This is a genomic window from Tardiphaga sp. 37S4 (assembly GCF_021044645.1).
Classification (GTDB): Bacteria; Pseudomonadota; Alphaproteobacteria; order Rhizobiales; family Xanthobacteraceae; genus Tardiphaga; species Tardiphaga robiniae.
In genome coordinates, this window is sequence record NZ_CP088008.1 from 5,318,079 (window position 1) to 5,340,631 (window position 22,553).

At 61.1% G+C, this 22,553-nt stretch carries 25 protein-coding genes and 1 tRNA gene; 13 read left to right on the forward strand and 13 right to left on the reverse strand.

Annotated features, from left to right (window positions below; genetic code table 11):
* Positions 1 to 122: 122 nt before the first annotated feature.
* Both cmk and aroA read right to left on the reverse strand, forming a co-directional pair.
* Positions 123 to 761 (reverse strand): (d)CMP kinase, encoded by a 639-nt coding sequence (cmk, locus tag LPB73_RS25175; protein WP_093757876.1) that lies wholly within the window; start codon positions 759 to 761, stop codon positions 123 to 125.
* 110 nt (positions 762 to 871) lie between these two features.
* Complete coding sequence (aroA, locus tag LPB73_RS25180; protein ID WP_231078585.1) at positions 872 to 2,221, reverse strand: 3-phosphoshikimate 1-carboxyvinyltransferase; 1,350 nt, start codon at positions 2,219 to 2,221, stop codon at positions 872 to 874.
* Positions 2,222 to 2,368: 147 nt separating this feature from the next.
* Between aroA and LPB73_RS25185 the strand changes: the two genes are divergently transcribed.
* Both LPB73_RS25185 and LPB73_RS25190 read left to right on the forward strand, forming a co-directional pair.
* The gene (locus LPB73_RS25185; RefSeq protein ID WP_068730321.1) at positions 2,369 to 2,782 is read left to right on the forward strand and encodes a TIGR02300 family protein; all 414 of its coding nucleotides are present in this window, start codon (positions 2,369 to 2,371) and stop codon (positions 2,780 to 2,782) included.
* Positions 2,783 to 2,863: 81 nt separating this feature from the next.
* Positions 2,864 to 2,939 (forward strand) — tRNA-Ala (locus LPB73_RS25190).
* A gap of 69 nt (positions 2,940 to 3,008) precedes the next feature.
* Here LPB73_RS25190 and LPB73_RS25195 read toward each other — a convergent pair.
* On the reverse strand, positions 3,009 to 3,467 hold the full coding sequence (locus tag LPB73_RS25195) for a MarR family winged helix-turn-helix transcriptional regulator (protein WP_231078586.1): 459 nt from the start codon (positions 3,465 to 3,467) through the stop codon (positions 3,009 to 3,011).
* A 161-nt stretch (positions 3,468 to 3,628) separates the two neighbouring features.
* On the opposite strand from LPB73_RS25195, the gene LPB73_RS25200 reads away from it, so the two are divergent.
* The 10 genes from LPB73_RS25200 to LPB73_RS25245 all read left to right on the forward strand — a co-directional run bounded on the left by LPB73_RS25200 (position 3,629) and on the right by LPB73_RS25245 (position 12,367).
* Positions 3,629 to 4,054: an organic hydroperoxide resistance protein gene (locus tag LPB73_RS25200; RefSeq protein WP_231078587.1), complete on the forward strand. Its 426-nt coding sequence runs from the start codon at positions 3,629 to 3,631 to the stop codon at positions 4,052 to 4,054.
* A gap of 222 nt (positions 4,055 to 4,276) precedes the next feature.
* Positions 4,277 to 5,485 carry a CaiB/BaiF CoA transferase family protein gene (locus LPB73_RS25205; protein ID WP_184512580.1) on the forward strand — a complete coding sequence of 403 codons (1,209 nt, stop codon included), beginning with the start codon at positions 4,277 to 4,279 and terminating at the stop codon, positions 5,483 to 5,485.
* A gap of 167 nt (positions 5,486 to 5,652) precedes the next feature.
* Positions 5,653 to 6,966: a sn-glycerol-3-phosphate ABC transporter substrate-binding protein UgpB gene (gene ugpB, locus LPB73_RS25210; RefSeq protein WP_231078588.1), complete on the forward strand. Its 1,314-nt coding sequence runs from the start codon at positions 5,653 to 5,655 to the stop codon at positions 6,964 to 6,966.
* 105 nt (positions 6,967 to 7,071) lie between these two features.
* Positions 7,072 to 7,953: a sn-glycerol-3-phosphate ABC transporter permease UgpA gene (gene ugpA, locus LPB73_RS25215; protein ID WP_089266387.1), complete on the forward strand. Its 882-nt coding sequence runs from the start codon at positions 7,072 to 7,074 to the stop codon at positions 7,951 to 7,953.
* Positions 7,953 to 8,801 (forward strand): sn-glycerol-3-phosphate ABC transporter permease UgpE, encoded by an 849-nt coding sequence (gene ugpE / locus LPB73_RS25220; RefSeq protein WP_231078589.1) that lies wholly within the window; start codon positions 7,953 to 7,955, stop codon positions 8,799 to 8,801. Before ugpA ends, ugpE begins: the two co-directional genes overlap by 1 nt.
* A gap of 6 nt (positions 8,802 to 8,807) precedes the next feature.
* Entirely contained in the window at positions 8,808 to 9,905 is a 1,098-nt protein-coding gene (locus LPB73_RS25225) for a sn-glycerol-3-phosphate import ATP-binding protein UgpC (RefSeq protein WP_231078590.1), read from the forward strand.
* A gap of 158 nt (positions 9,906 to 10,063) precedes the next feature.
* Positions 10,064 to 10,489, forward strand: coding sequence for an Hsp20 family protein (locus tag LPB73_RS25230; protein WP_068730313.1), 426 nt, complete (start codon positions 10,064 to 10,066; stop codon positions 10,487 to 10,489).
* Between the two features lie 106 nt (positions 10,490 to 10,595).
* Positions 10,596 to 10,862 (forward strand): DUF1150 family protein, encoded by a 267-nt coding sequence (locus LPB73_RS25235; protein WP_089266380.1) that lies wholly within the window; start codon positions 10,596 to 10,598, stop codon positions 10,860 to 10,862.
* A 336-nt stretch (positions 10,863 to 11,198) separates the two neighbouring features.
* Positions 11,199 to 11,807 (forward strand): hypothetical protein, encoded by a 609-nt coding sequence (locus tag LPB73_RS25240; RefSeq protein ID WP_231078591.1) that lies wholly within the window; start codon positions 11,199 to 11,201, stop codon positions 11,805 to 11,807.
* A gap of 32 nt (positions 11,808 to 11,839) precedes the next feature.
* Positions 11,840 to 12,367: a hypothetical protein gene (locus LPB73_RS25245; protein WP_231078592.1), complete on the forward strand. Its 528-nt coding sequence runs from the start codon at positions 11,840 to 11,842 to the stop codon at positions 12,365 to 12,367.
* Positions 12,368 to 12,479: 112 nt separating this feature from the next.
* On the opposite strand, the gene ptsN is transcribed toward LPB73_RS25245, so the two are convergent.
* The 7 genes from ptsN to LPB73_RS25280 all read right to left on the reverse strand — a co-directional run bounded on the left by ptsN (position 12,480) and on the right by LPB73_RS25280 (position 19,028).
* On the reverse strand, positions 12,480 to 12,941 hold the full coding sequence (gene ptsN / locus LPB73_RS25250) for a PTS IIA-like nitrogen regulatory protein PtsN (protein WP_089266376.1): 462 nt from the start codon (positions 12,939 to 12,941) through the stop codon (positions 12,480 to 12,482).
* Between the two features lie 223 nt (positions 12,942 to 13,164).
* Positions 13,165 to 13,770, reverse strand: coding sequence for a ribosome hibernation-promoting factor, HPF/YfiA family (gene hpf, locus LPB73_RS25255; RefSeq protein WP_089266375.1), 606 nt, complete (start codon positions 13,768 to 13,770; stop codon positions 13,165 to 13,167).
* Positions 13,771 to 13,829: 59 nt separating this feature from the next.
* Positions 13,830 to 15,506 carry an RNA polymerase factor sigma-54 gene (gene rpoN / locus LPB73_RS25260; protein WP_231078593.1) on the reverse strand — a complete coding sequence of 559 codons (1,677 nt, stop codon included), beginning with the start codon at positions 15,504 to 15,506 and terminating at the stop codon, positions 13,830 to 13,832.
* A 90-nt stretch (positions 15,507 to 15,596) separates the two neighbouring features.
* Positions 15,597 to 16,613 (reverse strand): LPS export ABC transporter ATP-binding protein, encoded by a 1,017-nt coding sequence (gene lptB / locus LPB73_RS25265; protein WP_231078594.1) that lies wholly within the window; start codon positions 16,611 to 16,613, stop codon positions 15,597 to 15,599.
* Between the two features lie 197 nt (positions 16,614 to 16,810).
* Positions 16,811 to 17,482 carry an LptA/OstA family protein gene (locus tag LPB73_RS25270; protein ID WP_414716916.1) on the reverse strand — a complete coding sequence of 224 codons (672 nt, stop codon included), beginning with the start codon at positions 17,480 to 17,482 and terminating at the stop codon, positions 16,811 to 16,813.
* A 5-nt stretch (positions 17,483 to 17,487) separates the two neighbouring features.
* Positions 17,488 to 18,237, reverse strand: coding sequence for an LPS export ABC transporter periplasmic protein LptC (gene lptC / locus LPB73_RS25275; protein ID WP_231078596.1), 750 nt, complete (start codon positions 18,235 to 18,237; stop codon positions 17,488 to 17,490).
* 176 nt (positions 18,238 to 18,413) lie between these two features.
* Positions 18,414 to 19,028, reverse strand: coding sequence for a ribonuclease D (locus LPB73_RS25280; protein WP_068730302.1), 615 nt, complete (start codon positions 19,026 to 19,028; stop codon positions 18,414 to 18,416).
* Positions 19,029 to 19,190: 162 nt separating this feature from the next.
* Between LPB73_RS25280 and LPB73_RS25285 the strand changes: the two genes are divergently transcribed.
* Positions 19,191 to 20,027 (forward strand): NYN domain-containing protein, encoded by an 837-nt coding sequence (locus tag LPB73_RS25285; RefSeq protein ID WP_231078597.1) that lies wholly within the window; start codon positions 19,191 to 19,193, stop codon positions 20,025 to 20,027.
* Here the strand turns inward: LPB73_RS25285 and LPB73_RS25290 are convergent.
* Genes LPB73_RS25290 through LPB73_RS25300 form a run of 3 tightly spaced genes read right to left on the reverse strand, consistent with a single transcriptional unit; the run spans position 20,009 to position 22,495 of the window.
* A complete protein-coding gene (locus LPB73_RS25290) occupies positions 20,009 to 20,389 on the reverse strand; it encodes a cupin (RefSeq protein ID WP_089266367.1) in 381 nt (126 codons plus the stop codon). The genes LPB73_RS25285 and LPB73_RS25290 overlap by 19 nt on opposite strands.
* A gap of 24 nt (positions 20,390 to 20,413) precedes the next feature.
* Positions 20,414 to 21,913 carry a 4-hydroxyphenylacetate 3-hydroxylase family protein gene (locus LPB73_RS25295; RefSeq protein ID WP_231078598.1) on the reverse strand — a complete coding sequence of 500 codons (1,500 nt, stop codon included), beginning with the start codon at positions 21,911 to 21,913 and terminating at the stop codon, positions 20,414 to 20,416.
* A gap of 51 nt (positions 21,914 to 21,964) precedes the next feature.
* Complete coding sequence (locus LPB73_RS25300; RefSeq protein WP_231078599.1) at positions 21,965 to 22,495, reverse strand: flavin reductase family protein; 531 nt, start codon at positions 22,493 to 22,495, stop codon at positions 21,965 to 21,967.
* Between the last annotated feature and the right edge of the window lie 58 nt (positions 22,496 to 22,553).

The window sequence follows — 22,553 nt, forward strand, 5'->3', positions numbered from 1 at the left end:
CGTGGGTAGGGTCTTGATGGTGTCCGGAGCCTGAAGCGCGTATCGCAGCTCGAGATCGGGAGCGGGCTTTCCTCCAATGACGGCAACGGTTTTGTCTGACGTCTTTCGGAAAGAAAGAAAAATCAGACCCGTTGCCGGCCCGCTCGGACGGCCTCGACAATGTCGATGGCGGCCCGGACGCCGCCTTCTATATCCAAATTGGAGTTATCCAGCAAGTATGCATCCGTGGCCGGCTTCAGAGGCGCAATCGGGCGGTTCTGGTCGCGTTCGTCGCGCCTGATGATATCCGCCAGCACGGCGGCCTCATCGGCCACCTCGCCCCGTCCGAGAGCCTCCAGGGTGCGCCGGCGGGCGCGGACCCTGGCATCGGCGACGACGAAGATCTTCACGTCGGCATGGGGGCAAATCACGGTTCCAATATCGCGGCCGTCGAGCACCGCTCCCGGCGGATCCTCGGCAAAACGCCGCTGGAAGTTCAAAAGGACCTCCCGCACCCGCGGGATGGCCGAGACCACAGAGGCCGCATCACCGACTTCCTGGGTCTTCAGCGCCGGATTGCCGAATTTCTCGGGATCGAGCTCACTGGCGACAGCCACGGCCTGCGCCTCATCGGTCAGGTCCGCGCCAAGATCGAGCATCGCCTTGGCGACCGCGCGATAGATCACGCCGGTATCGAGGTGCCGGTAACCGTAATGGTGCGCAAGCCGTTTGCCCAGCGTGCCTTTTCCGGATGCGGCGGGACCGTCGATAGCAATAATCATGCGTTGCGCGTGCTCGTCTTGTCACGATGAATGGCGGTGGATCGGGAGTCAGGCTCGCGCGACCTGCGCGGGCTTAGCACCCGTCTCCGGAAATATCCACGCCGGCAACCTCAGGAGAAATCAGCACCCAGCCGACGCATCATCGGGATGAAATCGGGGAAGCTGGTGGCGATGAATGTCGTGTCGTCGATGGTCACCGGTCTGTCGGAAGCGAGGCCCATGGCCAGCGCCGACATGGCGATGCGGTGATCCATATGGGTGGCGACGAGGCCGCCACCGGCAACACGGCCGTTGCCGTGCACGATGAGGTCATCGCCGACGATTTCGACATTGACGCCGTTGACCCGCAGCATCGCCGCGGTGGCTTCCAGACGGTCGGATTCCTTCACGCGCAGCTCCTGCAGCCCGCGCATGATGGTCGTGCCTTCGGCAAACGCCGCAGCCACGGCCAGCACCAGATATTCATCGATCATCGACGGCGCGCGCTCCGGCGGCACTTCGACGCCGTGCAGCTTCGACGCAGTGATCCGGAACTGCGCCATCGGTTCGCCGGCATCGCCGCGGATATCGCTTTCCTCGATGGATGCGCCCATCTCGCGCAACGTCGTGAACAGCCCGGTGCGCAGCGGATTGGTCATCACATCGGTGAGCACGATCTCGGAGCCCGGCACGATCAATGCCGCAACCATCGGGAATGCTGCGGAGGACGGATCTGCCGGCACCACGACATCGGCACCCTTCAATTCGGGCTGACCGGTGAGCGTGATCTTGCGGCCGTGCGCGCCTTCTTTTTCGGAAGTAATCTCGGCGCCAAAATGCTTGAGCATCAGCTCGGTGTGATCCCGGCTGGCCTCGGTCTCGATGACCGTGGTGGTGCCAGGGGCCGACAGGCCGGCCAGCAGCACGGCCGACTTGATCTGGGCGGAGGCTACCGGGGTACGATAGACGATCGGCAGCGGATCACGCGCGCCTTTGAGCGTCAGCGGCAGACGCCCGCCGTCCTGGCTCGCGGTGACTTTGGCGCCCATCAATTCCAGCGGATCAACGATCCGGCGCATCGGCCGGCTGCGCAGCGACGCATCGCCATCGAATGTCGCCTCGATCGGGCAGCCTGCGACAGCCCCCATCACCAGCCGGCACCCGGTACCCGAATTGCCAAAATCCAGCGGCGCCTTGGGCGCGGCGAAGCCGGCAACGCCGACGCCGTTGACCTTCCACGCAAAATCGCCGGTTCGTTCGACGCTGGCGCCCAGCGCCTGCATCGATTTGGCGGTATTCAGGACGTCCTCACCCTCCAGCAGCCCCGTGATCCGGGTCTCGCCGACCGCCAGGGCACCCAGAATGAGGGCCCGGTGCGAGATCGACTTGTCACCGGGCACGCGGGCGCTACCGCGCAGGGCGCCGGATTTTCGCGCTGTCAGCGGGGTCGGCTGGGCGGCGGCTGTGTCTGATTGGGTCAAGATTGTGTTCCTTCGCGCAGGCGGCTCGTAGCATATGAGCCACGCGGCGTCACGCAGCGGTCATTCTCATGCAAACCGCTATTGACAGGGGCGCGTCAACTAGCCAAGTGAAGCACCGTTTTTCAAAAAATCCCCAGGACCCTTCACGTGGCCAAATCCGATCTCGGAACCAAACGCATTTGCCCCACGACGGGCAAGAAGTTCTACGACCTCAACAAGAGCCCGGTGATTTCGCCTTATACGGGCGAGGTTGTGCCGATTGCGCCGATTGCGCCGCCGCGGACCCGCGCGGATGCAGCCGCACGCGCAGCTGCAGCATCTGCCGCCGCGGAAACTCCGGAAGCCGCCGAGAGCGAAGAATTGGTCTCGCTGGAGGAAGCCGACGCCGAGGAGAATACCGGCAAGAAGGCTGCCGTGCTGGAATCCGAGGACGATATCGAAGTCGATGACACCATCGATGACGATGAAGACGATGATTCGACCTTCATTGCCGACGAAGAAGAAGGCGATGAGGACGTGACCGACATCATCGGCGACGTCTCGGGCGACGAAGAAAGTTAAGCTCAGAAGAGACTTGAGATCACTCCTGATATGTGATCTTGGTTTGCCGCGCGACGCCCCACCCAGTGCGTCGCAGGTATTGGGGCCATAGCTCAGCTGGGAGAGCGCTTGCATGGCATGCAAGAGGTCGGCGGTTCGATCCCGCCTGGCTCCACCATCCTTCGCTCGCTTCGCGAGCTTCGGCTCGGCAAGCCGCACCAACCCATCCTCGTAGAGATTGACCGCGCTAATCCCCGAGCGCTGCGTTCAGCCGATCACGTAGCGCCACGAGTTCATTTTTCATCGCGGCCATTTCACCGACCGTGCAGGCTGACGCCGCGAGAATTCCCTGCGGCACGGCCTTGGCTTTTTCACGCAGCGCCTGACCTTGCGCCGTCAATGCGATCAGCATCTGCCGCTCGTCCTCTGCGCTGCGGGTGCGCTTGATCAGGCCAGCGGCTTCCAGGCGCTTCAACAGCGGCGTCAGCGTGCCGGAATCGAGAAACAGTCGCTCGCCGATGTCCTTGACCGGCACATTGTCGTGCTCCCACAGCACCAGCATCGCCAGATATTGCGGATAGGTCAGCTTCAGCCGCTCCAGCAGCGGCTTGTAGACGCGGTTGAACGCGTGGCCGGTCGAATAGACGGCAAAGCAGAGCTGGTTATCGAGCTGCAGCAGCGGAACAGGTGCGGGTTTCTTGGCCATGATTATCTCCGGAGCTTATTTGGCCACAGCTGACGCCAGACCCCAACCCCTTCACGATCAGTTGAGCACAATTCGATTGCGTCGCGCATTTTATGTATTGTGCACAATCTAATTGTGCGCAATTACAATGGGGCAAGACACAAACAACGAGGAGACCAACCATGTCTGTCAACGTGCTCTACAAGACCAGCGCCAAGGCAACCGGCGGCCGCGATGGCCACGCCGCTACGCTTGATGGCGCGCTCGACGTCAAACTCACCACGCCGAAGGAACTCGGCGGCGCAGGCGGCGCCGGCAATAATCCCGAGCAGCTGTTCGCGGCCGGCTATGCTGCCTGTTTCATCGGCGCGATGAAGTTCGTGGGCTCGCAGGGCGGCCCGAAGGTACCCGCCGATGTGACGGTCACTTCCACCGTGGGCATCGGCCCGCGTTCGGCCGGTGGTTTCGGCCTCGATGTCGAACTCGCGGTCTCCTTGCCGGGTCTGGCGCGCGCAGAAGCTGAAGCGCTGGTCGAGAAAGCGCATCAGGTCTGCCCGTATTCCAACGCCACACGCGGCAATATCGACGTCCGCACCGTGATCGTCTGAGTCACAGCGGCGCAAACGAATTAACTCTCGATACGAACGGGCTCGGCCATCGGCCGAGCCCGTTCGCGTTCGTCTGGCGGTTGCGCCATACCCTCGCTCTGGCCATAGCCGCTGCCCGGACAAGGCCATTGCTGACCAGCCGGAAGCCCGCTAGCTCTGACAGCCTTTACATGCTCTCTGGCATAAAAATATCCCAACGACACTTGAGAGAAGGCTGATTGAATGAGCTTGCCCATAGCTCCCGGCGCGATTGCCGGCCTGCGCGTGATCGATCTGTCGCGCGTTCTTGGCGGACCCTATTGCACCCAGATCCTGGCCGACCACGGCGCTGACGTCGTCAAGGTCGAGCCGCCGGCCGGCGACGAGACTCGCGACTGGGGCCCCCCCTTCCACGACGACGACGCGGCCTATTTCATCGGCACCAACCGCAACAAGCGCTCGATCGGTCTCGACCTCGCCTCCGAGGGTGGTCGTACAGTGCTGATGCGGATGCTCGAAAACGCCGACGTGATGATCGAAAACTTCAAGCCCGGCACGCTCGACAAATGGGGCATCGGCAACGATTTCCTGCGCGAGAAATTCCCGCAGCTGATCCATTGCCGCATCTCCGGCTTCGGCGGCGATGGCCCGCATGGCGGCCACCCCGGCTATGACGCGATCATCCAGTCGATGGTCGGCCTGATGGCATCGACCGGCTCACAGGAAAGCGGCCCGACCCGCATCGGCGTCGCGCTTGTCGACATGGCGACCGGTCTCTATGCCTGCGTCGGCATCCTGATGGCGCTCGCCGAGCGCGCCAAATCGGGTCTCGGTCAATTCGTCGAGGCGACATTGTACGAAACCGGTCTCGCGATCATGCACCCGCATACCGCGAACTATTTCTACAACGGTGGCAAGCCGCCGGCACTGACCGGCAACGAGCATCCGAACCTGGTGCCCTATGCCGTGTTCGCTGCTCGCGACGGCAACATCTTCATGGGCGTCGGCAATGACGGCACCTTCCGCAAGCTGTGCCGCGAACTTGGCAAGCCGGAACTCGGCACGGACGTGCGCTTCGCACGCAACCGTGACCGCGTACAGAATCGCGATGCGCTGCGGGCCGAACTGGAAGCGATCCTGAAGGATCACGACAGCGCGCCGCTGTGCGAGCGTCTGCTTGGCGCCGGCCTCCCCGCCGGTCCGGTACAGTCGATCGACAAGGCGCTCGCCAATGCCCACACGAAGCATCGCGGCGATATCATCGAGAAGGACTGGTACAAGGGCGTCGCCTCGCCGGTCCGCTTCGACCGCACCAAAGCGAGCCTGCGCCACGTGCCGCCGAAGTTCAACGAGCACTTCAACGAGATCCTCACCGAGTTCGGCTACTCCGGTGATGAGATCAAGGAGCTGGTCGCCAAAGGAACCGTGAGCGGCTCCGAGCGCAAGCGATAAGAACAACACGGGGCTGCGCGATCCGCAGCCCCGTTCGTCTTCGACTTTTTGCGGCTTCCCAACGCCGCCATTTCCCGCCTAGCATCCGCGCTGTCAAAATGTCGCATGCACGTCATCCGGCGCAGCTTTGTTGCAACGAGACGATGACGGCTAACGGGAGAAACTGGATGATCCGCCCCCAATTCGCACTCGCCACTCTGTTCGCATGCACGCTGGCGCTCGCTTCGCCCGCGCAAGCGGTGACCGAGATCCAGTGGTGGCACGCGATGACCGGCGGCAACAACGACATCGTCAACAAGCTCGCGGCTGACTTCAATGCCAGCCAACCGGACTACAAGGTGGTCCCGACCTTCAAGGGCAGCTATCCCGACACCATGAATGCCGGCATCGCAGCATTCCGCGCCGGCACCGCACCGCACATCCTACAGGTCTTCGAGGTCGGTACCGCGACCATGATGAGCGCCAAGGGCGCCGTCAAACCTGTCTACCAGCTGATGAAGGATGCGGGCGAGCCGTTCGATCCAAACAACTATCTGCCCGCGATCACCGGTTACTACTCGACATCGAAGGGCGAGATGCTGTCGTTTCCCTTCAACTCATCGTCGATGGTGATGTGGGTCAATCTGGATGCGCTGAAGAAGGCCAATATTGCCGAAATTCCCAAGACCTGGCCCGAAGTGTTCGAGGGCGCCAAGAAGCTCAAGGCGGCCGGCTATGCGACCTGCGGTTTCTCCAATGCCTGGGCGACCTGGGCCAATATCGAGCAGTTCTCGGCATGGCACAACGTGCCGATCGGTACCAAGGCGAATGGACTCGACGGCTTCGACACCGAACTGAAATTCAACTCGCCACTGCATGTCAAACATCTGCAGACGCTGATCGAATTGCAGAAGGACAAGACCTACGATTATTCCGGTCGCGCCAATGCCAGCGAGAGTCGCTTCGGCTCCGGCGAATGCCCGCTCTTCATGACCTCCTCCGGCTATTATGCGACAGCGAAGGGTACCGCCAAATTCGCCTTTACCTCGGTGCCGATGCCTTACTACCCCGAAGCTGCCGGCGCGCCGCAGAACTCGATCATCGGCGGCGCTTCGCTATGGGTGATGGGCGGCAAGAAGCCTGAGGAAAACAAGGGCATCGCAAAATTCTTCAGCTTCCTGTCCGACACAGATCGGCAGGCCAAGCTGCATCAGGAGTCCGGTTATCTGCCGATCACCAAGGCCGCTTATGAAAAGACCAAGGCCGACGGCTTCTATGACAAGAACCCGATCCTGCAGACCCCGCTGAAGGAGCTGACCAACAAGGAGCCGACCGAAAATTCGCGCGGCCTGCGGTTCGGCAACATGGTGCAGTTGCGAGACATCTGGTCCGAAGAGATCGAGGCTGCGCTGGGTGGCCAGAAGACGGCACAACAGGCACTCGACACCGCCGTGAGCCGTGGCAACGCCATGTTGCGGACCTTCGAAAAGACTGCGAAGTAGTATTCAAGCGGACGCTGTCGTTGCCCGGCCTCGCGCGCAATTGCGCGCTTGGACGGGCGATGACATGAGCAGAATGAGGCTGCTTTCTGGGGCACGACGAACTGCATGGAAAAGTCCGCGGTCTTCAAGGGTAAGCTGCTGCCATATTTGTTGCTCGTGCCGCAGCTGGTCATCACCCTGGTGTTTTTCTACTGGCCGGCCAGCCAGGCTGTCTGGCAATCGTTTTTACGCGAGGACGCGTTCGGCCTGAACTCGGAATTCATCGGGCTGGAGAACTATCAGGCGCTACTGGCCCAGCCGGAATACTACAAGGCAATGGCGACGACCGTGGTGTTCTCGTCGCTGGTCGCGGCGCTCTCGCTGTCGATCGCATTGTTGTTCGCCACCCAGGCCGACAAGAATCTGAAAGCGGCACCGACCTTCAAGGTCATGATGATCTGGCCCTATGCGGTGGCGCCGGCCGTCGCTGGCGTGCTGTGGCTGTTCATCTTCCATCCCTCCCTCGGCACCATGGCACGACCGCTGCGCATGATGGGCTTCAACTGGAATCCGATGTTGAACGGCAACCACGCCATGGCGCTCGTCGTCATGGCCGCGGTGTGGAAGCAGATCGCCTATAATTTCCTGTTCTTCCTGGCCGGCCTGCAGGCGATCCCGCGTAGCGTGCTCGAGGCCGGGGCGATTGATGGCGCCGGACCGTATCGACGATTCTGGACGATCACGTTCCCGCTGCTGTCGCCGACCACGTTCTTCCTGCTGGTCGTCAACGTCGTCTATGTGTTCTTCGACACTTTCGGCATCATCGACGCCGTCACGGGTGGTGGGCCGGCCGGGGCGACGACCACCATGGTCTACAAGGTCTATGCCGACGGCAGGCTCGGCGGCGACCTCGGCGGATCAGCTGCGCAGTCGGTGATCCTGATGGTGATCGTGATCGCGCTCACGGCCATCCAGTTTCGCTACGTCGAGCGCAAGGTGCAATACTGATGGTCGAGCACCGCCGCTGGAACGACATCCTCGCTTACGCGATCCTGACACTCGGCGTGTTCATCGTCGTGTTCCCAGTCTATGTCGCACTGATCGCCTCGACACATGACGCCGCGACGGTGGTCAACGGCAACATGCCGATGCTGCCGGGCAGTCATACGCTGGAGAACTATTACCGCGCGATTTTCGTCGGCGGATCGCGCGCCAGCCGCGAGCCGGTCGGCCATATGCTGATGAATTCGTTCGTCATGGCAATGGGCATCGCGCTCGGCAAGATCGTGATCTCGATCCTCTCCGCCTATGCGGTGGTGTATTTCCGTTTTCCGTTCCGCCAGACGGCGTTCTGGATCATCTTCGTGACGCTGATGCTGCCGGTCGAGGTTCGCATCTATCCGACCTACAAGGTGATCGCCGATCTGAAGATGCTCGACACCTATGCCGGGCTGATCCTGCCGCTGATTGCGTCGGCCACCGGCACGCTGCTGTTTCGCCAGTTCTTCATGACCATCCCCGATGAACTGCTCGAAGCCTCGCGCATCGACGGCGCCGGTCCCTTTCGCTTTTTCAAGGATACGCTGCTGCCACTGTCGGTGACGACGATGGCAGCGTTGTTCGTGATCCAGTTCATCTATGGCTGGAACCAGTATCTGTGGCCGCTGCTGATCACGACACAGGAATCCATGCAGACCATCGTCACCGGCATCAAGAAGATGCTGACGACGACAGATGAACTCGCCGAATGGCAGCTCGCGATGGCGACGGCGATCCTTGCGATGGTGCCTCCTGTCGCCGTGGTGGTGTTCATGCAGCGACTGTTCGTGCGCGGTCTGGTCGAGACGGAGAAGTAAATTCAGATGGCCAACGTTTCGCTGCGCAACGTCCGTAAGACCTATCCCGGCGGCTTCGAGGCCATCAAAGGCATCGAGTTCGAAATCGGCGACGGCCAGTTCTGTGTGCTCGTCGGGCCAAGCGGCTGCGGCAAGTCGACCTTGCTGCGCATGGTTGCCGGCCTTGAGACCGTCACCTCCGGCGAGGTCGATATTGGCGGCCGTGTCGTCAACGAGATCGAGCCGGCCGATCGCGACATCGCCATGGTGTTCCAGAATTACGCGCTCTATCCGCATATGAGCGTCTACAACAACATGGCTTACGGCCTGCGCAACAGGGGCATGCCGAAGCCGGAGATCGATACGCGCGTGCGCGAAGCCGCGCAGACGCTCGAACTCGCCGGCATGCTCGATCGCAAGCCCAGACAATTATCCGGCGGCCAGCGCCAGCGCGTTGCCATGGGGCGCGCCATCGTCCGCCAGCCGAAAGTGTTCCTGTTCGACGAGCCACTGTCCAATCTCGACGCCAAGCTGCGCGTCGCCATGCGGGTCGAAATCCGCAAGCTGCAACGTCGCCTCAAGACGACGTCGATCTACGTCACCCACGATCAGTTGGAGGCGATGACGCTGGCGGATATTCTGGTGGTGATGAACGGCGGCCAGGTCGAGCAGATCGGCAGTCCGCTCGATATCTACCGCAAGCCGGCGACCACTTTCGTCGCCTCCTTCATCGGCGCGCCACCGATGAACCTGATCAAGCTGGGCGGCAATGAGATCCGTGCGCAGTTCGCCGGCGACAGCCGCAGCGCCGCCGACGCCGGTATCCTGGGCGTCCGGCCGGAAGACCTTGCGATTTCCGGCGCGGCCGCAACTGACGGCGGCATCACGCTGAACCTGACGGTCGAGGCCATCGAACGGGTCGGCGCGGAAACCTTCGTCTATGGCACCCGTGCGCGGGCCGAGAAGGCCGTCAGCGCCACTCCGGGCGAGCTGCCCGAGGGCGAGGTCATCGTGCGTATCCCCGGCCAGGATGCCCCGGCCATCGGTGCTTCGATCCGCGCCACGGCTCCCCGCGACAAACTGCACCTGTTCAGCGTCGATGGCCGCAATCGGATCGATATCTGATCGGTTTCAAGGCCTTAGTAACGGTTTCCCGGCAATTTAGAGGTGCTTGAACCGGGCTTTGGCATGCCCATATTGTTGATTGACCGGTTGGCAGAGTGCCGATTGGCCAGGGGTGCCGTAAGGGCCCCTCAAAGTCGCTTCGAGAGGGCTTTGTAGGTATGTCTCGTGTTCCTTCGTTATCTAGTCCGTTCCTTTTGGGATTCGACGAGATTGAGCGTGCGCTCGATCGCGTCGTCAAAGGTGCCGACGGTTATCCTCCTTACAACATCGAGCGGTGCGACCGTAATAACGGTCAACCCGAACGCCTGCGGATCACGCTGGCGGTCGCAGGTTTCACCCGCGATCAGCTCGATGTGACCACCGAGGAAAACCAGCTCGTGATCCGGGGCCGCCAGCAGGACGACAAGACCCGGCAATACATCCATCGCGGCATCGCCGCGCGCCACTTCCAGCGCACTTTCGTGCTGGCAGAGGGGATGCTGGTGCTGGGTGCGGATCTGAAGAACGGGCTGTTGTCGATTGATCTGGCCAGGCCTGAGCCTGAAAGGGTCATTAAGACAATCGCTATCAATGAACACGAATAATGCATGACGCGACAAACTGGTTTCCGGTTTTCGATCAGGTCATGCATCCTGAGTATGGAACGAGTAGCGGACTCGACCGCTTGATCTCATAGAAGGAGTCGAGACGATGACTGAAGTTGTTACGATCAATGAAAATGCCGCCGTCACCACCGAAGCATTGGCGCATCTGGGCGAAGGTATGATCGCCTATGTGAAGCCGGTTCGCTCGGAAGATGTGCCGGGACTGTTCCCGCAGGCGCCGGAGATTGCGCCCGGATTGCAGCTGTTCGCGCTGCACGCCGCCGACGGCACGCCGATCATGCTCACCGACAGCCGTGAAGCGGCGATCGCGAATGCATGGAGCCAGGAATTGCAGACCGTCAGCGTTCACTAACGCGAACTGGCCAGCATGCAGACGTCAGGATACGCGGTGACAGCCGCGTATCCCAATGTCGGGTATCCCAGCGTCCAAACGACGATCATCACGCGCAGGTGCTCGGCTTGCATGACGCGGTATCTATTTAACCCGTCGTCAATATCGTGAGCACATCATCGGACGCAATCGATCCGCACGCGACCTCTCATCCGCTGCGCCATCTGAAAAACTGATCCCCCCATCAATAGCAATCTGGATATCCGACGCGATGGCATCATTGCGCCTGATCTTTGCTGCCGTTTCACAGAAGAAAATGGTGACCACGCATTCACCATGACTTGAGAAAATCTGGTCATGTTGAGATTCGAGGTCGCCATGAATGGATCGACACAAGCCCAGATAGTTCAAGTCGAAGACTTGCTACGGAGCTTCGGTGCAACGATCACCGCTCCGAAATCAGAGGCAGTTCCCCGGACCGGCTCCTGGGATTTTGATAGTCGGCCGGTGATCGCAGCCTGTTTCGCGATCCTCGTCTTTGCACCGGGCTGCGCAGCTGCCACCGTATTCTTGATGCGCGCCGACGGCACCGTCCCTCCCATCACCGCACCCGACAGCAGCCCGCCTTTCGTGACCAAGTCAGACCGCTTGCCGCTCGGGCAATGGAGTATCGAGGCCGTTCAGAGCCTCGGCACTCTAAATAACGCGCGCCTTGCGACGGCTGCTGCACTCGCAGATCCCATATTTCTCTCACCAATCCTGATCCGCGGCAGCCTCGAGGACGGCACGCTCACGACCTTCGCCGAGCCCGCGGCCATGCCTGGGCCGACCATGCTGCTGTCAAAGCTGCGGGCGAAGCGTGACGTCCGGCGCCCCAAGCCACCCAAACTCGTCGCTGAAATCACTCACCCCGAGCCGCCACAACCAACCTTCTTCGAAAAGCTGTTCGGACGACGTTTCAACTAGCTCAGTCACTCTTCTCACAAGCGAGGAACACAATGCAAAACACTGCCGCGATGAACTCGGACGTCAAAGCTCTCCTCACTTTGCTGTTGCTGAAGACCGGCACCAGTTCGCCGGAGATTCACAATGCTCTGCAGCTTGCTGCCGCATCGCGGGTAATGATGGCGGAAGAATATGCCAATCCGATGCGCATGCAGGGCATAGAAGCTTCAGGCAGCAACGTCGCCAAGCTTCGTCCCGCAGCCGCCGTCAACGTTCCTGAAACGTCAGCGGCCGTGCGACGCATGAAGCAGAGCGCAGACGCGATGAATTCCGACGTCAAGGCGCTGCTGACGTTGCTGCTGCTCAAGAGCGGCGCGGATTCCAACGAGATCCAGACCGCACTGCGGATGGCAGCATCGTCGCGCGCAGTCGCTGCAGCGGAAGAAGCAGAATCGATCCGTGCCGAAACGCAAGCCGAAGCTGCCTCTGCGGCTATGAACGAGCTCGCATCGATCACCGCGCGGCAGGCGGTGCGCAACGAGTCGCTCGCTCCAATCTCGGCCAAGGAATTCGCGGCGTAAGCTGGCAAGGCCAACCAGCCTTCTATCTCCGCGCAAGCAGGGATCTGGCTCGGAATAGGAGAATCGCCCGGTCCAACCGGGCGATTCCAGCGTAAGCTGCGGGGTGAGATGGTTAGGCGGCTGTCGCTGGCGGCAAAGCGAGCACCGAATAGATCGCCTGAGCGTCACGGGAGGCACGCAGCTTTTTGGCGACGTCCTGATCGCGCAGCAGACGTGCAATCCGTGCCAGCGCCTTCAGATGATCGGCGCCCGCACCTTCCGGCGCCAGCAACAGAAACACCAGATCGACCGGCTGGCCGTCCATGGCCTCGAAATCGATCGGACGATCGAGGCGCGCAAACAGGCCGAACAGCTTGTCGAGCTTCGGCAACTTGCCATGCGGAATGGCAACGCCATAGCCCACGGCCGTCGTACCGAGCTTCTCACGCTGCAACAGCACCTCGAAAATGGCGCGGTCGTTCTGACCGGTGAGCGCGGAAGCGCGCGCAGCGAGCTCCTGCAGCGCCTGCTTCTTGCTGTTGACCTTCAACGCCGGGATTATCGCCTCGGGCGCGACCAGATCGGTAATCGTCATTGACCGTTCCGAGGATGTTTGACCGTCAGCGGGTAGTTAGAACCAAAACCGGCAGCGTCAAGAAAGACTGGAAAGGGACATCGTTCCTGTGATGGAAAACGCGCCGGGCGCGAACGCCCGGACGTACTCTAGCACCGGAACCCCCCATGCGAAATCCATTGACCGGTATAACCCTGTCAAAGGCGGCGGACCATAGGGAGGGGCCGTTTGGGCGTCAATGCCGTCAGGACGGTTTAACCACCGGTGGATCGACCCAACCCACGTTACCGTCGCCTCGGCGGTACACGATATTCACCCGACCGGTACTGCCATGCAGGAATAGCACGACGGCCGCGCCGGTGAAATCAAGTTCCATGACAGCTTCGCTCACCGAGAACCGCTTCAGCGACCTGGTCGATTCGGCAATGATGACCGGATCGTAGCCACTGTCGGCATCGCCCTCATGATCGGGCGCCTCAAGGATGTAGCTCGGCGCGTCCAAAGTCGGAGCCGTGAGTTCGGCCATCGCCTGATTTTCAGCATGCGTCTTGCGCGCGGAACGATCCTTCAGCCGGCTCTTGTAGCGACGCAAACGTTTCTCGATCTGAAGCAGCGCCTGATCGGCGCTGGCGTAAGCATCCGCTGCATTGGAGTCCGCTTCGAGCGTAATTCCGGAATCAAGATGCAACGCACAATCGGTGCGGAAGCCGAAGCCGTCTTTGCTGAGCGTGATGTGACCGGAATAGTTGCCATCGAAATATTTGCGAAGGACCTCATCGGTCCGCTCGCTCACGCGGCCTCGCAAAGCGTCTCCGACATTGATGCTTTTTCCCGAGATACGAAGGGTCATGCTGATGCCTCGATTCTTCTGCCTTGAACCGACAGTATCCCGTTTCCACGGGAGTGCAATCAAGCTGGTGCAGTGTCGCGGGATCGGTCGGGTGCCCTATCGGACGGAGTGGCGGGTGCCGTGAGTGCATTGCCGAGCATACTCTGCTTGTCGCGTCGGCGCTGAACTGAAGACGGGATACGCATGGCTTCACGGTATTTGGCAACGGTACGGCGCGCGATATCAATTCCGGCTTCGCGCAAGCGTTCCACGATCGTGTCGTCCGAAAGAATAAGAGAAGGACTTTCTCCATCAATCAATTGCTTGATGTGATGTCGCACCGCTTCAGCCGAATGCGCTTCGCCACCATCAGCCGACGCGATCGATGCCGTAAAGAAGTATTTCAATTCAAAGCTGCCGCGATTTGTCGCCATGTATTTATTGGCGGTAACGCGCGACACCGTCGATTCATGCATTTGAATGGCATCAGCAACCGCCTTGAGATTCAGCGGCCGAAGATGCGCAACACCCTGCGTAAAGAAGCCATCCTGCTGCCGGACGATCTCGGTCGCAACCTTCAGGATAGTACGCGCGCGCTGATCGAGCGCACGCACCAGCCAGGTCGCATTCTGTAGACAATCCGTGAAGTACGACTTGTCGCCATCCTTGCGGATCGTTTTCGACAATTCGGAATAATAAACCTGGTTCACGAGAACGCGCGGCAGCGTGTCGCTGTTCAACTCGACATGCCAGCCGCCATCAGGACCCGGCCGCACATAGACATCAGGCACTACGGTCTGTGTTCGCGCCGAGCCAAACTTCAGACCGGGCTTCGGATCGAGCCTGCGAATCTCGCCGATCATGTCGGTCAGATCTTCGTCGTCGACGCCGCAGATTTTTCTGAGATTGCCGATGTCGCGCTTGGCCAGAAGATCGAGATGCTCGACCAATGCCTGCATCGCAGGGTCGTAACGGTTCTGTTCACGCAACTGGATTGCGAGACATTCGCTGAGACTGCGCGCGCAGACACCCGGCGGATCGAATTTCTGCAACGCACCGAGAACGCTTTGGACATCGTCAACAGAGGCGCCCAGCCGCTCATGCACGTCGCCGAGATCTTGCGGCAGGTAGCCGGCCTCATCGACGAGATCGATCAGATACTGACCGATCATGCGCTGCGCGGGCGACGAGAACGCCACCGAGAGCTGTTCGGCGAGATGGCTGCCGAGCGTCACTTCCGCGGCAACGAAGGCCTCAAGATTGTAACTATCGTCGTTGGAAGCGCCGCCGCCCCATTCGGTATAGGCGGTCGGAGCAGCATCTTGTGCGTTGCGTGCGGCGGCTTCGGCCGGCTCTTCGGAGAAGACGTTGTCCAACCCGGTGTCCAGGGTCTGCTCGATCTCGGCGCGGGTGCCGAGTTCGCGGTTCATCCACTCGTCGGGCGCCGGCGCATCGAAGCTGTCGCCGCCTGAACGATCGGAAAAATCGGAATGGTCGCCGCCATCGTCATGGCCGGAGGCATAGCCCGCCTCGTCCTGACCGGAGAACTCGCTGCGCTCGGGGCTGGCCTCGCCGGCCACCGGCGGCTCAGGACCGTCGCTGGCGCGTTCCAGCAGCGGATTGCGCTCCAGTTCATCTTCGACAAAGGTTGCGAGATCGAGATTCGACAGCTGCAGCAGCTTGATGGCCTGCATCAGCTGCGGCGTCATCACCAGCGACTGGGATTGCCGGAACTCTAGTCTCTGCGTCAGCGCCATGGAGGCAAAAACCGATCCAAAAGTTGGTCCGTTTCTTGCTTATCTCTTTCCCGGCCTGATGTACACGGCTTGACGAATTGTAAATTTGGTCTAGAGGCGGAATTCCTCGCCAAGGTAAAGCCGACGCACGTCCGGGTCAGCCACGATCTCCTCTGGAGATCCCTCCGTCAGGATTTCACCAGCATAGACGATGTAGGCGCGGTCTGTCAGCCCCAGCGTTTCGCGCACGTTATGGTCGGTGATCAGCACGCCGATGCCGCGATTGGTGAGGTGGCGGACCAGGTCTTGAATGTCACCCACCGCGATCGGGTCGATGCCGGCAAAGGGTTCGTCGAGCAGCATGTAATTCGGCCGCGTTGCCAGCGCGCGCGCGATTTCGACACGGCGACGCTCACCGCCGGACAGCGCGATCGACGGCGACTTGCGCAGTCTCTGGATGTTGAACTCTTCGAGCAGCCCGTCGAGCTCGCGCTCGCGTTTCTTGCGGCTGGGCTCGACGACCTCCAGCACTGCACGGATGTTCTGCTCGACCGTGAGGCCGCGAAAAATCGAGGCTTCCTGCGGCAGATAGCCGATGCCGAGGCGCGCACGTTGATACATCGGCAGCTGGGTGACGTCGTGGCCGTCAAGCTCAATGGCGCCGCTGTCGGGCTTGATCAGGCCGGTGATCATGTAGAACACCGTGGTCTTGCCGGCACCGTTCGGTCCGAGCAGGCCGACGGCCTCACCACGACGAACATAAATGCTGACGCCGCGGGTGACTTGGCGTGAGCCGAAGCTCTTTTTCACATTATGGACGGCCAGATAGCCCGCACGCGGGGCAGCTTTTGGTGCGGCGGCGCCGTTGGTCCGGGGCCGCGGCGGCGCCTTGTCCGGACGGCGGGCCGGTACAGGCTGTGGGGCACGCGGCGCCTCACCCCGGGCCTGCGGAACCTGGGGCGTATCGGCCGGGGCGGTGCGCGCCAGTGGCGGCGCCTCACGGCTGGGATTGCCCAGCATGTCGCCCATGCTGTCGCCGAGCGCCGTGATGTCGACCGGCGACCGCGCAAAACCCTGCGGACCGCGTTTTGGAGCGCGCCGACGGAACATGCCGAGGAAATCAACCATTCGCGCTTCGATCAGCCTCTAAACGTCATCCGCGCCAGGTCGCGGCATGTTCGATCACTGGGAACAGCATGGCGGACTAGATGTCCCTTGCCCAGCCGAACGCCAAGCCTTCCATGTCGATTAAAACAATGGCGATAACGGGTTACGCAGCCAGATTCAACCGGATCCGGCTCGCCCCTATCGATAAACCCTTCGAGTTACTTGGGTTTTCCGCCTCCAGGCCCGGGTATGATCGAGGTCGGGCCACCGCCACCCTTCTGGCCGGACGACTCGAACATGCCCTGGACCCTGCCGCTGTTGGATTCGACGCGTGAGGTGCCCGTGGTCATATCCACGGTCAGACGATCGCCGCGCAGCACATTCTTGCCCTGGGTGAGCACAACATTGCCCTGCATAGTGACGAGATTGGTTCGGGTGTCGAACACCGCCGTCTCGCCGGTGACAACCTGGTCTTTCTGGGTGACGATGACCCCGCCGCGCGCTTCAAGTCGCTTGATCGCCGACGAGCCACCCGGGCCCGGCTGCGCAGCCTTGATCGGTGCCTTGGGCGCAGCCTTGGCCGCCGGCTCGTTCGCGGAGCCACCGCCGTCATAGAAGACCACGAGAGTCTTCGATTTCATTGTGGTGTCGCCCTGCACGACCTTTACATCGCCTGCGAAGGTCGCTTCTTTTTTCTTGTCACGCATTTCCAGCGATGCGGCCTCTATCTGAATGGGCTGATCGCGATTCTGCGAGAAGCCCTGCATGGCATTCGGCACACCCTGCACCGCGCTCTGCGCATGTGCATCGGCTGTCAAAGCCAGCAGGAGCACGGCGATCGCAGCGCCGGTCACCCCGCGGAATCGGACATTACTGACGGGAAAAATCATCACATTCATTTCGCGTTGGCGCGCTTGCCGTTGGCGGCCCGCGGTTTCACGGGCTCCGGCGCGACTTCAGGCTCTGCCACGGTCTCAGGCTGTGCCGTAGCATCCGGCGAAGGCGGGTCCATCTTCAGGTTCATCGACACACCGCCCTCGAACCGAACCAGCTCACCGTGTTCCGTGATGCGCATCCGTTGCCCGAGCAAAGTGCCGTTGAGAAGTTTGACATCGACCGGTTCGTCCGACGTGACCGTGCCATTGGCAATATCAATGTTCGCCTGTGTCAGCTTGGCTTCGTAGCCGGTCGTCGTTTGCAGGAAAATGTCCTGATACAGATAGAGCATCTGCGATTTCGAATTGAACTTCCCGGTGCGGGCATCCATCGTCATCGTCGACTTGTCTTCCATCATCACCTTGGCGCGCAAGGTTGTCAGTTCGACATTGTCGGGGTCCGTCAGATCCTGCGTCGCGGCCTTGGCCCATAACTCATATGGCCGTCCGTCCGGCGAGAAACCGGCCAGATGCGGCGTCTCCATGGTGATCTTGGTCCCCGAAACGACCAGATTGCCCATGTCGAGCGGCAATTTGGCGAGGATCCGGAACGGATTGAAGATCGACACGCCGACAATTGCCGCCATCGACAGGATCACGACGGCAGGGACAGCAATCCGCAGCAGACGCACCAGACGGCTATGGCGTGCCGCGGCCCTGAACCGCGCATCCATGCCCGCCTGATAGCTGGGAATCTGAACTGAACTCACCGTCGCTCCAACGGGCCATGCCGAAAAGGGCCACACCGAAAGGCCTGCCAAACCGGCGCCAGTCTACGCTGAAATGCATCGGTTTGCAGCCCCGCCCCACCAGAACGAGGAGTATGACCGAAACGCGGCAGGAGGGACCCTGAACTGTTTCAGAAAGTCACTTCGCCGCAGGCCAGTCACGAATGAGCGAAAATGTCCTCGTTTTCCCAGCCTGAGAGGTCCAGTTTGGCCCGGGTCGGGAGGAAGTCGAAACAAGCCTGCGCCAACTCGGTGCGTCCTTCGCGCGCCAGCATGACGTTGAGGCGCTCGCGCAGCCCATGCAGATGCAGCACGTCCGACGCGGCGTAGGACAGCTGCGCCTCGCTGAGTGTCTGGCTGCCCCAGTCGCTCGACTGCTGCTGCTTCGACAGATCGACGCCGAGGACTTCGCGGACCAGATCCTTGAGACCATGCCTGTCGGTATAGGTGCGGCACAGGCGGGAAGCGATCTTGGTGCAATAGACCGGCTCAGGCATGACGCCGAGCGCGTTGTAGAGAGCGGCGAGATCGAACCGCGCAAAGTGAAAGATCTTCGTCACCTTGGGATCGCCGAGCAGCTTCTTCAGGTTCGGCGCGTCCGTGTGGCCCATCGGTATCTGCACGACATCGGCACTTCCATCGCCGGGCGAGAGCTGCACCACGCATAGCCGGTCGCGATGCGGATTGAGACCCATGGTCTCGGTGTCGATCGCAACCGAATCGGTGTAGCGGCTCAAATCCGGCAAATCGCCGCGATGCAGGCGGATGGTCATGGTCTCAATTGCCTCTTTCAGCGCCCGCGATTCGCGGGATTTGGGTGACTTTACCGCGCAATGGCCGGGCTGACGAGAGATACGCTCCCCCAGGCATGTTTCGCCTGCAGCAAAAAGCTGACAGACTGAGCGGGCCATTCATCCAGCGGGCAGAGGTTGCAGATGAACGTCGCACAGCAGCGTTTGCCCCGTTTCGCGGTCCTGATCGATGCCGACAACACGTCTCCGCAGATTGCCGGCAGCTTGTTCGAGGAAATCTCCAAATTCGGCGAAGCCAGCGTCCGCCGGATCTACGGCGACTTCTCAAGTCCGCAGCTCAGATCCTGGGCCGACATCCTGCAAAAGCACGCCATCGATCCTTATCAGCAGTTCGCCTACACTAAGGGCAAGAACTCGTCCGACATCGCGCTGGTGATCGACGCGATGGACCTGCTGCATAGCGGGCGGTTCGACGGCTTTTGCCTGGCGTCCTCCGATAGCGACTTCACACGTCTCGCCTCACGGCTGCGCGAGCAGGGCGCTGACGTCTACGGCTTCGGCACGCGGAAAACACCCGAGAGTTTTCGGCAGGCGTGCCGGCGCTTCATCTATACGGAGAACCTGAGACCCGAACGCGCAACGGCAAGCACAGAGCAACCATCAAAACCAGCAGCCTTGCAAAGCCCCGCTGCCGCAGTTCCCATTCTGGAAAAGGTGGTATCCCAACTGAGCAACGAAGACGGCTGGGTCAATCTGGACCGGGTCGGAGAACAACTTCCGAACACCGTGTCCGACTTTGACGTCCGCACCTACGGCTTCAAGAAGCTGAGCGACCTGGTGCGCAAAATGGAGACATTCGAGGTCGGAGAGGGCTCAACCGGACGTTTGCGACTTCGGATCAAACCGAAGACGGCCACGCCGGCCGAGGAGAAACCTTCCGAAGAAGCAGCGGTCGCGCCACAAGGAAAGCGCGCCGCCATCAGGAGGAGACGCGAAACGGCTCAGGCCGGGTCGAAATAGTGGATTTCCATCAACACGCAGCCGCCGACCGACTTGAACGGGCCGTGATAGGCACCGGGCGGACGGCAAGCATAGGTGTTCGGTTTGAAGGACTCGCCGCCGTTGCCCTGCTTGTCATTGCCGACGATCAGGTCGCCGGTGAACAGGAACACTTCTTCCCAATATTCGTGCACGAACGGCTCGGTGGTGTAGACGCCTGGCTCAAAGCGCAGCAGGCGGGTGCGGCTGCCACGCTTGTTCACTTCGTCGAGCGCCCCCGACAAGATTTTCTGCTGGATGCCTGCCGGATAGCCCGCGGGCGTCTCCCATCCCGAAGACATATCGACGGTACGGAATTCATCGTGAAGTTTATTGATGGCCATGGTCGGTTTTCCTGAAGGGACAGATCAAGCGACAGCGCGCGGCGAGGCAGCCGGCGCCGTTAAGGTGGAGACTTCGTCGGCTAGGTCATAGCTGGACAGCATTTTGTCGAGCAACGCCGCCGACCTCATCCAGTCATAGGTGCGGAAGGCATGGCCCTTGGTGACGAAGGTCGCGCCGGCGAAAAACATCTCGTATTGCGAGTGACGCGAGGCGAATTCGGAGCCGACCGCGTCCCAGGCCAGCTTGTAGAATTTGACCTTTTCTATCGCGCTGGCCGCGGGGGACTGCTGGGTCTTGCCGATCAGACCCGCCAATTCCGGATTGGCGAAGTCCTTCACCGAGGACGGCAGCATGATCATGCCGCCGCCGGCGAGCTCGCGCAGCGTGTTGATGACCTTGGAATAGAGCTGCTGGGTGAGGACCTGTGCCGAATACAGCATCGCCCGGTCCGGCACGTAATAAGCGCCGCGCTGCGTGCCCTTGGTCTCCATCGCAACGACGAAGGCTTCGACCATCGACACTTCGGCTGCGAGCTGGCCGAGCATTTCCCTGACCTGCGGAAAGCCGGCGATACCATTGGTCTCGGCGGTCCGGTGCGCGATCCCGATCAGGAAGCGCAGCTTCACCGAGAGCCGGATCATGGCCTGATAGTTCTGATACACATGCGCCGGAGTCGCGTGGAACTGCTTCTGGCACATCGCGATGTCATCGACGATGAACACGCGATCCCAAGGCACCTTCACGTCGTCGAAATACAACACGGCATCGTTTTCATCGAAGCGGCTCGACAGCGGATTGTCGAACACGGATGGCGACGCGGCTTCATAAGACTTGCGCGACAGGACCTTCAGACCCTTGGTATTCATCGGAATCGCGAAAGACACCGCGTACTTTTCGTCGCCGGGCTGCAGCGGCTGGATACAGGTGACGAACACCTCGTTGGCCATGATGCCACCGGTGGCAAGCATCTTGGCGCCACGGATCGTCAGACCCTCGGCATCGCGCGACACCACGCCTGCTGACAGGAACGGATCAGCCTGCTCGGCCGCGCTCTTGGAACGGTCGGCCTGCGGATTGATGATCACGTAAGTGAGATAGAGGTCGTTGTCGCGGGCGTAGCGATAGTAATCCGCCAGCGCCTTGGCGCGATCCTCGTTGTAGGCTTCGAATACCTCGACGCCCATATACATACCGGCGATGCAGGAGGCGACGTGATCCGGCGCGCGGCCCATGAAGCCGGCATGCAGCTCGGTCCAGGCTTCCAGCCCGCGGCGACGATTGACCAGCGCATCATAGCTGCCGGGCAATTCCCAGATCCGGTTGGCTCGGGTGCCAGTCTCGGTCTCGAAAGTCATCAGCTCGCGATTTTCCGGCGCGCTCTGGAAATCGAACATCCGCCCGATCGAGGCCACCGCCCCCCGGAAGGCCGGATGGGTGGTCACGTCATCCACCAGCTCGCCATCGAGATAGATTTCACGGCCGTCGCGCAGGCTCGCGATATGCTGTTCGCCGGTCTTGATCATGGGTTGCCTCGATCACTTTCAGTCATGGGTAGCATTCTCAGGTGCATTATTTCAGTAGTGCATCGGCAGCGGCCATTCCGGGCTGCGCTCGGTACTTGCAAGGCTGCGATAGGCCCCACGGAAGAAGACCAACGGCTCGTTGGCCGGATAGGCGCTGAACTTCACCACCTGGCCGACGAAGATCACATGGTCCCCGCCGTCATATTGCGCGTATGGCGCGCATTCGAAGTGTGCGAGCGCGCCAGCGATCAGGGGCGCCGCCTCATGGCCCAGCGTATGTTCGACCGCCGCCCACTTGTCGCCGAGCGCCCTGGCGAACTTGTTCGACAGATGCTCCTGATCGCGGCCGAGGATGTTCACGGCATAACCTTTGGCCTCGGTCATCGCCTTGAGGCTGAAGGCCTTGCGGTCGATCGAGAACAGGATCAGCGGCGGGTCCACCGAGACCGAGTTGAACGAACTCATGGTCAAGCCGATCGCCTGGCCATCGGCCGCTTCGGCCGTGATCACGGCGACGCCGGTGGCAAACTGTCCGAGCGCCTGTCGGAAGGCGCGAGGATCCACGTCCGCAGTGGCGCCCATGGTCATCTCCTGATCGCGAAACCTGAGCGACGCGCATTAGCTTTATAACAAAGCTATA